The sequence below is a fragment of the Streptomyces sirii genome (assembly GCF_045690365.1).
GTDB classification, from domain to species: domain Bacteria; phylum Actinomycetota; class Actinomycetes; order Streptomycetales; family Streptomycetaceae; genus Streptomyces; species Streptomyces sirii.
Genome location: NZ_CP147982.1, coordinates 2,410,877 through 2,424,524, shown reverse-complemented (window position 1 = coordinate 2,424,524; position 13,648 = coordinate 2,410,877). Strand labels below are relative to the sequence as shown.

Sequence of the window (13,648 nt, the reverse complement as noted above, 5' to 3'; positions counted from 1 at the left end):
ACCGGATCGCGCGCCGCGTGCTCTTCCTGCCTGTTCACTGCAGTACGCCGGGCACCAGCCGTTCACATCTGGGCCCGTCCGTCCACACCCCCATGTCACCTCGCATTGAAGCGTGTTGACCTGCCTGCGACAACACCCGATGCTCCTTCGCAAGCATCCGGATGCGCTCCTCTCCCCCTCACCCCCCAGTCGGGAGGAACGCCATGACCCGTGCACCCCACGCACGCAGTCCACACCGCAGATGGCTGTCGGCGGCGGCGCTCACGGCCGCCGCACTGACCGCGCTCCCCGGGGCCACCGCCACCGCGGCCACGCCCCTCGCGCCCTCTGCGCACACCGCCACCGCACCGCACAGCGCCACTTCCACCGCCTCCACCACTTCCCCGCACGCCGGCGCACCCCGCGCCGCCAACCGCCTCAACATCTCCATGCAGGCCCAGGAGCAGTCCAACTGGTGCTGGGCGGCCTCCGGCAACACCATCGCGACCTGGTACGGCAGGAACTACAGCCAGAACGAGTTCTGCAACGCCGCGTTCAACCGCCAGCAGGGCAGTACGTGCCCCAACAACCAGGCGACCCTCGGCAATGTGCAGACCGCATTCGACTCGATGGGGATCAACTCCGGCTCATATGTGTCGGGGTGGCTCCGCTACGGCACCGTCCAGAGCGAGATCAACGCCAACCGTCCCGTCGAGACCCGCATCCAGTGGTCCTCCGGTGGCGGCCATATGCACGTCATCTACGGCTACGACACCGACCGCAACTGGGTCTACTGGGGTGACCCCTGGGGCTCCAACGACCGCTACAACTGGGGCGACTTCGACTACTACGTGAACGGTAGCTCCTTCTCCTGGACGCACTCCCTCTACCGGATAGGAGCCTGAGGCCATGACGCAGCGCACCGCCGTCCGCGCCGTCGCCACCGGCGCCCTCGCCACCGCCCTCATCGGCCTCGCCCCGCACGCCGCGCTCGCCGCCCCCGTGCCCGGGCCCCAGGCGCCGGCCCGGGCGAGCGTCGCCGCCGCCCGCCAAGCGGCCACCTCCGAGGCGACGCTGGACACCCTCGCCCGCTTCTTCGCCGCCGAGGGCAAGCGCGGGGGCGCCCGCGCGGCAGCCCCCGGCACCCCGAAGGCCGCCCCACACATCGAGGGCGCCACCGTGCCCGTCTACGTCCTGTCACCGGACTTCGTCCGAGGCGGCGGCAAGGACCCCGTCGCCCGCCTGGAGTTCCTCGCCAGCAAGGCCGTCGCCGCCGACGGCCGCACCGCCTCCGTATGGACCGTGCGCCGGGGCGGCGCCTGGAAGGTCGTCAACATCGCCAGCGGAGACGACGAGGCCCGCTACACCGCGGCCGGGGCCGCCCGGGACAGTGCCGGCACGGTCTTCCACGAGCCGCAGATCGACGCCTGGTACGTGCAGCGCGGCGACCGTATCGAGCCGCTGGACGCGGAGGCCCGTAAGGCCGTCGGCGCGGCCGGCACCACCGTGGCGGCCTACCGGAAGCGGGTGGCGAAGGCGTACGGGGACAAGCTCCCGGGCTCCGCGTACGACAAGCGGGGCGAGGCCGGCGGCTACGGCGCGGCCGCCCCCGACGCCAAGGCGCCCGCGGCCGGGGCGCCCCTCGCGCAGCAGCCCGCGGACAAGGAGCGCGCGGCCGCTGCCCAGAAGCCCGCTGAAGGGGGCGCGGTCACGGACGACACCCTGCCGGTGACCGCCGCGACGACGGTGGCGGCCCTCGCCGCCGCGCTCGCCCTGGGGCTGTCCGCCACGGCGGCGCTGCGCAGGCGGCGCGGCGACTGACCCGGCCCGCCGGTGAGCCGGCCCGGCCGGTCGGCGGCCGGGCGCGGCGAGTGACGCGTCGGCTCCGGTGCGGCCGCCGACGTGGCCTGTGCCCCGCCCCCTCCCCCCTCCCCCATAGGGGAGGGGGCGGGGGAGGGTTCGGGGGTGGGGGAGGCGACGACCACGGCCGAATTCCGCCGCCCCACCACGGCCGGACTACGCCCCCGCCACGGCCGCATTCCACACCCCACCACGGCCGACTTCGCCTCCGCCACGGCCTGACTCCGCCCACCACCAAGCCCATTGACACCCCACCGATCCGCTTCCCCCTCCCCCCCGCCGCGCCCCACACCCTGCCCCGGCCCCTCCCACCCCCGCCCCGCAGGCCGTGCTCCCCGCGTCGCAGCTCCCGCCGCCCGCAGGCTCCTCAGCCCCCGCGGCGCCGTCCCGCCGCGGCCCGGGAGCGAACCGGAGCGATCCGGAAACCGTGATTGTCGGTGGCGGTCAGTAGGGTGGTGTTCATGGCAGACCCCAGCAGCTACCGACCCAAGCCGGGACAGATCCCCGACTCGCCGGGGGTCTATAAGTTCCGCGACGAGCACGGCCGGGTCATCTACGTAGGCAAGGCCAAGAGCCTGCGCCAGCGCCTGGCCAACTACTTCCAGGACCTGGCCGGCCTCCATCCGCGTACGCGCACGATGGTGACCACCGCCGCCTCCGTGGAGTGGACCGTCGTCTCCACCGAGGTCGAGGCGCTCCAGCTCGAATACAGCTGGATCAAGGAGTTCGACCCCCGCTTCAACGTCAAGTACCGCGACGACAAGAGCTATCCGTATCTCGCGGTCACCCTCAACGAGGAGTTCCCGCGCGCCCAGGTCATGCGCGGCGCCAAGAAGAAGGGCGTGCGCTACTTCGGCCCGTACGCCCATGCCTGGGCGATCCGCGAGACCGTCGACCTGATGCTGCGCGTCTTCCCTGTGCGCACCTGCTCCGCGGGCGTCTTCAAGCGCTCCGCGCAGATCGGCCGCCCCTGCCTGCTCGGCTACATCGGCAAGTGCTCGGCTCCCTGTGTCGGCCGGATCTCCCCCGGGGAGCACCGCGAACTGGCCGAGGAGTTCTGCGACTTCATGGCGGGCCGTACGGGCGCGTACATCCGCCGGCTGGAGAAGCAGATGCAGGAAGCCGCCGAGGAGATGGAGTACGAGCGCGCCGCCCGGCTGCGGGACGACATAGGCGCGCTCAAGCGGGCCATGGAGAAGAGCGCCGTGGTGCTCGCCGACGCCACCGACGCCGATCTGATCGCCGTCGCCGAGGACGAGCTGGAAGCCGCCGTCCAGATCTTCCACGTCCGCGGCGGCCGGGTGCGCGGACAGCGCGGCTGGGTCACCGACAAGGTCGAGGCCGTCACCACCGGTGACCTCGTCGAGCACGCCCTCCAGCAGCTCTACGGCGAGGAGCGGGGCGATGCCGTCCCCAAGGAGGTCCTGGTACCGGCGCTCCCCGAGCCCGTCGAGCCGGTCGCGCAGTGGCTCACCCAGCGTCGCGGCTCCCAGGTCTCGCTGCGCATCCCGCAGCGCGGCGACAAGAAGGACCTGATGGCCACGGTCGGCCGCAACGCCCAGCAGGCGCTGGCCCTGCACAAGACCAAGCGGGCCTCCGACCTGACCACCCGCTCCCGGGCCCTGGAGGAGATCGCCGAGGCGCTCGGCCTGGATTCGGTGCCGCTGCGCATCGAGTGCTTCGACATCTCCCACCTCCAGGGCGACGACGTCGTCGCCTCGATGGTGGTGTTCGAGGACGGTCTCGCCCGGAAGAGCGAATACCGCCGCTTCCAGATCAAGGGATTCCAGGGTCAGGACGATGTCCGGTCCATGCACGAGGTCGTCGGCCGCCGCTTCAAGCGCTACCTCCAGGAGAAGCAGAAGTCGGGGGAGTGGACGGAGGAGCCGGACGACGACGCCCCGGTGGAGGCCGACGGCCAGGTGGACCCGGACCGCACCGCCGGCGGCCCCGTCGACGACGACGGCCGCCCCAAGCGGTTCGCCTACCCTCCCCAGCTGGTGGTCGTCGACGGCGGCGCCCCCCAGGTCGCGGCCGCCCGCCGGGCCCTGGACGAGCTGGGCATCGACGATGTCGCCGTCTGCGGCCTGGCCAAGCGCCTGGAGGAGGTCTGGCTGCCCGAGGACGACGATCCGGTCGTGCTGCCGCGCAGCAGCGAGGGCCTCTACCTCCTCCAGCGCGTCCGCGACGAGGCGCACCGCTTCGCCATCACCTACCAGCGCAGCAAGCGCACCAAGCGGCTGAAGTCCTCGCCGCTCGACACCGTCGCGGGCCTGGGCGACACCCGCCGCCAGGCACTCCTCAAACACTTCGGTTCGCTGAAGAGGCTGCGGGCCGCGACGATCGACGAGATCTGCGAGGTCCCGGGCGTCGGGCGCAAAACCGCGGAGACGGTCGCCGCGGCGCTGGCCGGGGCGGCGCCGCCCGCCCCTGCGGTGAATACCGCCACAGGAGAGATCATTGAGGATGACGGGGTCCCACCGGCCGCGTTGTCGGCAGAACGGGGGCAGGAACGATGAGCACACCGCACGAAGAGCAAACCGAGAGAGACGGTGCACAGGTGAGTACGGGCACGGTCGGCGAGTCCGACCAGGGAGAGAGCGCCGCGATCCCCGAGTTGGTGATCATCTCCGGGATGTCCGGCGCCGGCCGTAGCACGGCCGCGAAGTGCCTGGAGGACCTGGGCTGGTTCGTCGTCGACAACATCCCGCCCGAGCTGATCGCGCCGATGGTGGAGCTGGGCGCCCGCTCGCAGGGCAACGTCGCCCGCATCGCGGTCGTCGTCGACGTCCGCGGCCGCCGCTTCTTCGCCAACCTCAAGGAGTCGCTGGCCACCCTCGACGCGCAGAACGTCAAGCGCCGCATCGTCTTCCTGGAGTCCTCCGACGAGGCCCTGGTGCGCCGCTTCGAGTCGGTGCGCCGCCCGCACCCCCTCCAGGGCGACGGCCGGATCGTCGACGGCATCGCCGCCGAGCGCGATCTGCTGCGCGAGCTGCGCGGCGACGCCGACCTGGTCATCGACACCTCCAGCCTCAACGTCCATGAGCTGCGCGCCAAGATGGACGCCCAGTTCGCCGGCGAAGAGGTCCCCGAGCTGCGCGCCACGGTGATGTCCTTCGGCTTCAAGTACGGCCTGCCGGTCGACGCCGACATGGTCATCGACTGCCGCTTCATCCCCAACCCGCACTGGGTCCCCGAGCTGCGCCCCTTCACCGGCCTGAACGACGAGGTCTCCGACTACGTCTTCGGCCAGCCCGGCTCCAAGGAGTTCCTGGACGGCTACGCCGAGCTGCTGCGGATCGTCGCCGAGGGCTACCGCCGGGAGGGCAAGCGCTATGTGACCATCGCCGTGGGCTGTACGGGCGGTAAGCACCGCAGCGTCGCGATGTCCGAGAAGCTGGCCCGCCGCCTGGTCTCCGAAGGAGTGGAAACCGTCGTCGTCCACCGGGACATGGGGCGCGAGTGAGCGGGCGCACACCACGGCTCCGCCGGGTCCGCAGATTCGTCCCCAGCGTCCGTACGACGAAGGGCGCCACTCCCAAGGTGGTGGCGCTCGGCGGCGGTATGGGCCTGTCCGCCTCACTGGCCGCGCTGCGCCGCATCACGGGCGATCTGACGGCCGTGGTCACGGTCGCCGACGACGGCGGCTCCAGCGGCCGGCTCCGCGACGAGCTGGGCGTGCTGCCGCCGGGCGATCTGCGCAAGGCGCTGGCCGCGCTGTGCGGGGACGACGACTGGGGCCAGACCTGGGCCCGGGTCATCCAGCACCGCTTCCAGAGCGAGGGCGAGCTGCACGACCACGCCGTCGGCAATCTGCTGATCGTCGCCCTGTGGGAGCAGCTCGGCGACCACGTCCAGGCGCTCGACCTGGTCGGCAAGCTGCTCGGCGCCCATGGCCGGGTACTGCCCATGTCGGCGGTGCCCCTGGAGCTCCAGGCCCAGGTCAGGGGCCACGACCCGGACCGCCCGGACGAGGTCTCCACGGTCCGGGGCCAGGCGACGGTGGCGCTCACCCGCGGTGAGGTGCAGTCCGTCCACGTGGTCCCCGAGGACCCGCCGGCCGTCCCCGAGGCGGTCGCCGCGGTGCGCGACGCCGACTGGGTGGTGCTCGGCCCCGGCTCGTGGTTCTCCTCGGTGATCCCCCATCTGCTGGTGCCGGAGCTGCGCGAGGCGCTCCAGGAGACCAAGGCCCGGAAGGTCCTCTCGCTCAACCTCGCGCCACAACCCGGCGAAACCGATGGCTTCTCCCCGCAGCGTCATTTGGAGGTTTTGGCCCGACACGCCCCTAAACTCGCCTTCGACGTGGTGCTGGCCGACAGGGCCGCCGTGCCCGACATCGAAGGTCTGACGGCTGCCGCCAAGCAGCTCGTCGGCAGCGAGGTCGAGCTGGCGGCGGTCGCGGCACAAGGAGACGACGCCCGGTCGCACACCGGGGGAGCCCCCGACCGGCACGACCCGGAGCTGCTGGCAGCCGCGTACGACCGTATTTTTCGGATGCATGGAAGGATCGGCCCATGGCGATGACGGCTGCGGTGAAGGATGAGATCTCCCGGCTCCCCGTCACCCGGACCTGCTGCCGGAAGTCGGAGGTCTCGTCGATCCTGCGTTTCGCGGGCGGACTGCACCTCGTCAGCGGGCGCATTGTGATCGAGGCGGAGCTGGACACGGGCATCGCCGCCCGGCGGCTGCGCAAGGACATCCTGGAGATCTTCGGGCACAGCTCCGACCTCGTGGTGATGGCCCCCGGCGGCCTGCGGCGCGGCAGCCGCTATGTCGTACGGGTGGTGGCCGGCGGCGATCAGCTGGCCCGCCAGACCGGCCTGGTCGACGGCCGCGGCCGCCCCATCCGCGGGCTGCCGCCGCAGGTGGTCTCCGGCGCGACCTGCGACGCCGAGGCGGCCTGGCGCGGCGCCTTCCTCGCCCACGGCTCGCTCACCGAACCCGGCCGCTCCTCCTCGCTGGAGGTCACCTGCCCCGGCCCGGAGGCCGCGCTGGCACTGGTCGGCGCCGCCCGCCGGCTGGGCATCGGCGCCAAGGCCCGCGAGGTGCGGGGGGTGGACCGCGTCGTCGTCCGTGACGGTGATGCGATCGGCGCCCTGCTGACGCGGCTCGGCGCCCATGAGTCGGTGCTCGCGTGGGAGGAGCGGCGGATGCGCCGCGAGGTCCGCGCCACGGCCAACCGCCTCGCCAACTTCGACGACGCCAACCTCCGCCGCTCGGCGCGCGCCGCGGTCGCCGCGGGCGCCCGGGTCCAGCGGGCCCTGGAGATCCTCGGCGAGGAGGTCCCCGAGCACTTGGCGGCCGCCGGCCGGCTGCGCATGGAGCACAAGCAGGCCTCGCTGGAGGAGTTGGGCGCCCTCGCCGACCCGCCGTTGACGAAGGACGCCGTCGCGGGCCGGATCCGGCGCCTGTTGGCGATGGCCGACAAGCGCGCCCAGGACCTCGGCATCCCCGGCACCGAGTCCAACCTCACCGAGGAGCTCGCCGAGGGGATGGTCGGCTGAACCGAAGCCGCATCCTTCGTCGTACCCGCCCCCGGCGCCCGCACAGGGCGCCGGGGGCGCGGTCGTATGCGGACGGGTTTCGCGAGCGCGGACGGAACGGGCGTCAGAGGGGCTGAAGGTCGCTCACTTGAGCACCTTTGGGCGCCGATGTCAATGTCACGTACGTCTCGTTCAGGGGGTAGGGTCGGAGGCGGTCGGGGACATCCCATACAGCTCGCCGGTAACTGCGCCGGCGTACCAACGAGGAGATCGGTTCGTGACGATCCGCGTAGGCATCAACGGATTCGGCCGCATTGGTCGTAACTACTTCCGCGCGCTCCTGGAGCAGGGGGCGGACATCGAGATCGTCGGTGTCAACGACCTGACCGACAACGCCACCCTGGTCCACCTGCTGAAGTACGACAGCATTCTGGGTCGTCTCAAGCAGGACGTCAGTCACACCGACGACACCATCACGGTCGGCAACCAGACCTTCAAGACGATGGCCGAGCGCGACCCGGCGGCGCTCCCCTGGGGCGAGCTCGGCGCCGACATCGTCATCGAGTCGACCGGCATCTTCACCAAGCGGGCCGACGCCGCCAAGCACCTCGCGGCCGGCGCCAAGAAGGTCCTGATCTCCGCGCCCGCCAAGGACGAGGACATCACCATCGTGATGGGCGTCAACCAGGACAAGTACGACGCGGCCAACCACCACGTCATCTCCAACGCCTCCTGCACCACCAACTGTGTGGCGCCGATGGCGAAGGTCCTCGACGAGAACTTCGGCATCGTCAAGGGCATGATGACCACGGTCCACGCCTACACCAACGACCAGCGCATCCTGGACTTCCCGCACAGCGACCTGCGCCGCGCCCGCGCCGCCGCGGAGAACATCATCCCGACCTCGACCGGTGCCGCCAAGGCCACCGCCCTGGTCCTCCCGCAGCTCAAGGGCAAGCTGGACGGCATCGCCATGCGCGTCCCGGTCCCCACCGGCTCGGTCACCGACCTCGTCCTGGAGCTCGACCGCGAGGTCACCAAGGACGAGATCAACACCGCCTTCCAGAAGGCCGCCGAGGGCCAGCTCAAGGGCGTGCTGGAGTACACCGAGGACCCGATCGTCTCCTCGGACATCGTCAACTGGCCGGCCTCCTGCACCTTCGACTCCCAGCTGACGATGGCTCAGGGCAAGCAGGTCAAGGTCGTCGGCTGGTACGACAACGAGTGGGGCTACTCCAACCGCCTGGTGGACCTGACCGTCTTCGTCGGCGGCCAGCTCTGATCCCTGGTTCACAGCCGAGGCACCGAGATGTGAGGACGGGGCTCGTACGACGCGATGAGGCGTCGTGCGGGCCCCGTTCCGCGACCGACCGACCCATGTGATGGAGTCACTCCTCATGAAGACGATCGACGACCTCCAGGTAGCGGGTAAGCGGGTCTTTGTCCGCGCCGACCTGAACGTGCCGCTGGACGGCACCGGCATCACCGACGACGGCCGGATCCGTGCCGTCGCCCCGACGATCGCCAAGCTCGCCGAGCGCGGCGCCAAGGTGATCGTCGCCTCCCACCTGGGCCGTCCCGAGGGCGCCCCGGACCCGGCCTTCTCGCTGGCCCCCGCGGCCGTGCGGCTGGGGGAAATCCTCGGCAAGGACGTGGCCTTCGCCACCGACACCGTCGGGGAGTCCGCCGCGGCCGCCGTCGCGGGCCTGGCCGACGGCCAGGTTGTTGTGCTGGAGAACCTCCGCTTCAACGCGGGTGAGACCAGCAAGGACGACGCCGAGCGGGGCGCCTTCGCCGACCGGCTCGCCGCCCTCGCGGACCTGTACGTGGGCGACGGCTTCGGCGCCGTGCACCGCAAGCACGCCTCGGTGTACGACCTGCCCCGGCGCCTTCCGCATGCTGCCGGCGATCTGATCGCCACCGAGGTCGGCGTGCTGAAGAAGCTCACCGAAGACGTCAAGCGCCCCTACGTGGTCGCGCTCGGCGGCGCCAAGGTCTCCGACAAGCTCGCGGTCATCGACCAGCTGCTGGAGAAGGCCGACCGCATTCTCGTCGGCGGCGGCATGGCGTACACCTTCCTCAAGGCCAAGGGCCACGAGGTCGGTATCTCGCTGCTCCAGGAGGACCAGGTCCCGGCCTGCCTGGAGTACCTGGCGCGGGCCGAGAAGCGCGGCGTGGAGTTCGTGCTCCCCGTCGACGTCCTGGTTTCGTCCGAATTCCCGGACCTGAAGACCAAGGCCCCGGCCAACCCCGACATCGTCGCGGCGGACGCCATCCCGGCCGACAAGGAGGGCCTGGACATCGGCCCGAAGACCCGCGAGCTCTACGCCGCGAAGCTCGCCGACGCGGGCACGGTCTTCTGGAACGGGCCGATGGGCGTCTTCGAGCACCCCGACTACGCCGGCGGCACCAAGGCCGTCGCGAAGGGGCTGCTGGACTCGCCGGCCTTCACCGTCGTCGGCGGCGGTGACAGCGCCGCCGCGGTCCGGCTGCTGGGCTTCGACGAGAATGCTTTCGGCCACATCTCGACCGGTGGCGGCGCCAGCCTCGAATACCTCGAAGGCAAGACGCTCCCCGGCCTCGCCGCTCTGGAGGACTGAAACACCGTGAACGCTGTCAGTAACGACCGCACCCCGCTGATGGCGGGCAACTGGAAGATGAACCTCAACCACCTCGAGGCCATCGCGCACGTCCAGAAGCTCGCCTTCGCCCTCACCGACAAGGACTTCGACGCCGTAGAGGTCGCGGTGCTGCCGCCCTTCACGGACCTGCGCTCGGTGCAGACGCTGGTCGACGGCGACAAGCTCAAGATCAAGTACGGCGCCCAGGACCTCTCGGCGCACGACTCCGGTGCCTACACCGGTGAGATCTCCGGCCCGATGCTCGCCAAGCTCAAGTGCGCCTTCGTGGCCGTCGGCCACAGCGAGCGCCGCCAGTACCACGGCGAGAACGAGGAGATCTGCAACGCCAAGGTCCAGGCCGCCTTCCGCAACGGCCTCACGCCGATCCTGTGCGTCGGCGAGGGCCTGGACGTCCGCAAGGCCGGCAACCAGGTCGCGCACACCCTCGCCCAGGTCGACGGCGGTCTGAAGGACGTCCCGGCCGAGCAGGCCGAGACCATCGTGATCGCCTACGAGCCGGTGTGGGCCATCGGCACCGGCGAGGTCGCCACCCCCGAGGACGCGCAGGAGGTCTGCGGTGCGATCCGCGGCCGCCTCGCCGAGCTCTACAGCCAGGAGCTGGCCGACAAGGTCCGCATCCAGTACGGCGGCTCGGTCAAGTCCGGCAACGTCGCCGCGATCATGGCGCAGCCGGACGTGGACGGCGCGCTGATCGGCGGCGCGGCCCTCGACGCGGATGAATTCGTGAAGATCGTCCGCTTCCGCGACCAGTAGCAGCTATGACGAGGGCGAGCCCTCGTCGTACCCTGTCGGGGCCGGGACCGGTGCAAGCGCCGTCCCGGCCCCGCACCATTTGTTTGATGGGTCTTGATCCAGACGTCTTGATCTGTCCGTCCGTCCGTCAGTCCTAGAGAGTTGGTCCAGCCGTGGTCATCGGGTTCTCGATCGCCCTCATCGTCTTCAGCCTGCTGATGATGATGCTGGTGCTCATGCACAAGGGAAAGGGCGGCGGCCTGTCCGACATGTTCGGTGGCGGCATGCAGTCCTCCGTCGGTGGCTCCTCGGTCGCCGAGCGCAACCTGGACCGCATCACCATTGTGATCGGTCTGTTGTGGTTCGCCTGCATTGTCGTCCTCGGTGTCCTGATGAAGCTCGGGAGCTGACATACCGTCGGAGGCGCGGCCTATCATGAAGGCGGCGTCCTTGGACGGGTAACTCCGGTCACTGGACGCGCGTTGGGCCTTACGTAGACTGGGGCGTTCCGCAGCGCAGCTGCTGTGAAGGCGTGGCAGCACCATTACGCAGGGAGTTACGACCGTGGCAAGTGGCAACGCGATCCGAGGAAGTCGGGTCGGGGCGGGGCCGATGGGGGAGGCCGAGCGCGGTGAGTCCGCGCCGCGCATCCGCATCTCCTTCTGGTGCTCCAACGGGCACGAGACGCAGCCCAGCTTCGCCGGCGATGCGCAGGTTCCGGACACCTGGGACTGCCCGCGCTGTGGTTTCCCGGCCGGCAAGGACCGGGACAGCCCGCCGGACCCGCCGCGCACCGAGCCCTACAAGACCCACCTCGCCTACGTCCGGGAGCGCCGCAGCGACGCCGACGGCGAGGCGATCCTCGCGGAGGCGCTCGCCAAGCTCCGCGGCGAGATCTGACGGGATCCGTACGCACACGGCCGGCCCGGCCGGAGGGACACGCCCTCCGGCCGGGCCGGCCGCGTTGGTGCGGACCCAACTCCCCGGCGCCGTCGGCCGTCGCCGCCACCCGTTCTTCAGGCCCCCGACAGCGTCCCGTCGGACGGTGGACAGATACCTCTCCCCCCTCTCGGCTTCGCTCGAGTGGGAGGTGCACCCATCACGCGCTGATCAATTAGGTTGGGGGGTGGCGGGGCCGCTACGAGATGAAGAAGGCTGATGTCCGAGATGAACGCAGAAGGCCGCAGCAGGCTCGACCAGACGCCTGAGTGGACCGCGTTGAGCAAGCACCGCGAGCAGCTGGGGGAGGTGCATCTGCGTGAGCTTTTCGAGCGGGATCCCGCGCGCGCCGAGCGCTACACCCTCCAGGTCGGCGATCTGCACCTGGACTACTCCAAGCACCTGGTCACCGACGAGACCCTGCGGCTGCTGCGGGAACTGGCCGCGGCGCGCGGCGTGGCCGGCCTGCGGGACGCGATGTTCCGCGGTGACAAGATCAACATCACCGAGCGGCGCTCCGTGCTGCACACCGCGCTGCGCGCGCCGGGCTCGGCGGTCATCAAGAGCGACGGCGAGAACGTCGTCCCCGCGGTGCAGTCCGTCCTGACGAAGATGGGCACCTTCTCCGACCGGGTCCGCTCGGGCGACTGGAAGGGTCACACCGGCAAGCGCATCAAGACGGTCGTCAACATCGGCATCGGCGGCTCGGACCTGGGCCCGGCGATGGCGTACGAGGCGCTGCGCGCCTACACCCACCGGGACATGCAGTTCCGCTTCGTCTCCAATGTGGACGGTGCCGACCTGCACGAGGCGGTGCGCGATCTGGACCCGGCCGAGACGCTGTTCATCATCGCCTCGAAGACCTTCACCACCATCGAGACCATCACCAACGCCACTTCGGCCCGCGACTGGCTGCTGACCGGCCTGCGGGCCGACACCGACGCGGTGGCCAAGCACTTCGTGGCGCTGTCGACCAACGCCGAGAAGGTGGCGGAGTTCGGCATCAACACGGACAACATGTTCGAGTTCTGGGACTGGGTCGGCGGCCGCTACTCCTACGACTCCGCGATCGGTCTGTCGCTGATGATCGCCATCGGCAAGGAGCGGTTCCGCGAGATGCTGGCCGGCTTCCACCTCGTCGACGAGCACTTCGCCGCCGCCCCGCCGGAGGAGAACGCCCCGCTGCTGCTGGGCCTGCTCGGCATCTGGTACGGCAACTTCTTCGACGCCCAGTCGCATGCGGTGCTGCCCTACAGCCACTACCTCTCCAAGTTCACCGCCTATCTGCAGCAGCTGGACATGGAGTCCAACGGCAAGTCCGTGGACCGAGAGGGCAATCGGGTCGGCTGGCAGACCGGCCCCGTCGTCTGGGGCACACCCGGCACGAACGGCCAGCACGCCTACTACCAGTTGCTCCACCAGGGCACGAAGATGATCCCGGCGGACTTCATCGGCTTCGCGCAGCCCGTCGAGGACCTCCGGCCCGGCCTGGTCGCCCAGCACGACCTGCTGATGGCCAACCTCTTCGCCCAGGGCCAGGCGCTGGCGTTCGGCAAGACGCCGGACGAGGTGCGCGCCGAGGGCGTGGCCGAGGAACTGGTGGCGCACAAGACCTTCCAGGGCAACCGCCCCACCACCACGATCCTGGCCAAGGAGCTCAGCCCGTCCGTGCTGGGCCAGCTGATCGCGCTCTACGAGCACAAGGTGTTCGTGCAGGGCGCGGTGTGGAACATCGACTCCTTCGACCAGTGGGGCGTGGAACTCGGCAAGGTCCTCGCCAAGCGGGTCGAACCGGCCCTGACCGACGGTGCCGACGTGCCGGGCCTGGACGCCTCGACTGCCGGCCTGGTCGCCAAGTACCGCGAGCTGCGCGGCCGTTGAGCACCTTTTTGCGCCTGAGCCGGCGGCGCCGCTCTCGCGGACGGGGTGTCTCGCCGTGGGGGTTGCTCAACTGATGGTTGCTGGATGAGTAAGGGCCCCACACCCTCAGGTGTGGGGCCCTTGTCAGCGGAA

The 13,648-nt window shown here is 70.5% G+C and carries 12 protein-coding genes; all 12 read left to right on the top strand.

The genetic code is table 11. The features are described from left to right. Positions 1-203 precede the first annotated feature (203 nt). The 12 genes from WAB15_RS11050 to pgi all read left to right on the top strand — a co-directional run bounded on the left by WAB15_RS11050 (position 204) and on the right by pgi (position 13,516). Positions 204-884 (top strand): papain-like cysteine protease family protein, encoded by a 681-nt coding sequence (locus WAB15_RS11050; RefSeq protein WP_407286104.1) that lies wholly within the window; start codon positions 204-206, stop codon positions 882-884. A gap of 4 nt (positions 885-888) precedes the next feature. Continuing rightward, positions 889-1,800 carry a hypothetical protein gene (locus WAB15_RS11045; protein ID WP_407286103.1) on the top strand — a complete coding sequence of 304 codons (912 nt, stop codon included), beginning with the start codon at positions 889-891 and terminating at the stop codon, positions 1,798-1,800. Between the two features lie 500 nt (positions 1,801-2,300). Beyond that, positions 2,301-4,358 (top strand): excinuclease ABC subunit UvrC, encoded by a 2,058-nt coding sequence (gene uvrC, locus WAB15_RS11040; RefSeq protein WP_407286102.1) that lies wholly within the window; start codon positions 2,301-2,303, stop codon positions 4,356-4,358. After that, entirely contained in the window at positions 4,355-5,305 is a 951-nt protein-coding gene (gene rapZ, locus WAB15_RS11035) for an RNase adapter RapZ (protein ID WP_384441194.1), read from the top strand. The genes uvrC and rapZ overlap by 4 nt, the downstream gene beginning before the upstream one ends. Then, complete coding sequence (yvcK, locus tag WAB15_RS11030; protein WP_399147690.1) at positions 5,302-6,363, top strand: uridine diphosphate-N-acetylglucosamine-binding protein YvcK; 1,062 nt, start codon at positions 5,302-5,304, stop codon at positions 6,361-6,363. The genes rapZ and yvcK overlap by 4 nt, the downstream gene beginning before the upstream one ends. Then, the gene (whiA, locus tag WAB15_RS11025; RefSeq protein ID WP_018091880.1) at positions 6,354-7,343 is read left to right on the top strand and encodes a DNA-binding protein WhiA; all 990 of its coding nucleotides are present in this window, start codon (positions 6,354-6,356) and stop codon (positions 7,341-7,343) included. The genes yvcK and whiA overlap by 10 nt, the downstream gene beginning before the upstream one ends. A 256-nt stretch (positions 7,344-7,599) precedes the next feature. Further along, complete coding sequence (gap, locus tag WAB15_RS11020) at positions 7,600-8,604, top strand: type I glyceraldehyde-3-phosphate dehydrogenase (protein ID WP_399147691.1); 1,005 nt, start codon at positions 7,600-7,602, stop codon at positions 8,602-8,604. A gap of 115 nt (positions 8,605-8,719) precedes the next feature. Next, positions 8,720-9,922, top strand: coding sequence for a phosphoglycerate kinase (locus WAB15_RS11015; RefSeq protein ID WP_407286101.1), 1,203 nt, complete (start codon positions 8,720-8,722; stop codon positions 9,920-9,922). Positions 9,923-9,961: 39 nt separating this feature from the next. Next, a complete protein-coding gene (gene tpiA / locus WAB15_RS11010; protein WP_399147724.1) occupies positions 9,962-10,717 on the top strand; it encodes a triose-phosphate isomerase in 756 nt (251 codons plus the stop codon). A 152-nt stretch (positions 10,718-10,869) separates the two neighbouring features. Next, positions 10,870-11,106, top strand: coding sequence for a preprotein translocase subunit SecG (gene secG / locus WAB15_RS11005; protein WP_393491941.1), 237 nt, complete (start codon positions 10,870-10,872; stop codon positions 11,104-11,106). Positions 11,107-11,260: 154 nt separating this feature from the next. Continuing rightward, entirely contained in the window at positions 11,261-11,596 is a 336-nt protein-coding gene (locus WAB15_RS11000) for an RNA polymerase-binding protein RbpA (protein WP_016578660.1), read from the top strand. Positions 11,597-11,863: 267 nt separating this feature from the next. Then, complete coding sequence (gene pgi / locus WAB15_RS10995) at positions 11,864-13,516, top strand: glucose-6-phosphate isomerase (protein WP_407289202.1); 1,653 nt, start codon at positions 11,864-11,866, stop codon at positions 13,514-13,516. Positions 13,517-13,648 lie beyond the last annotated feature (132 nt).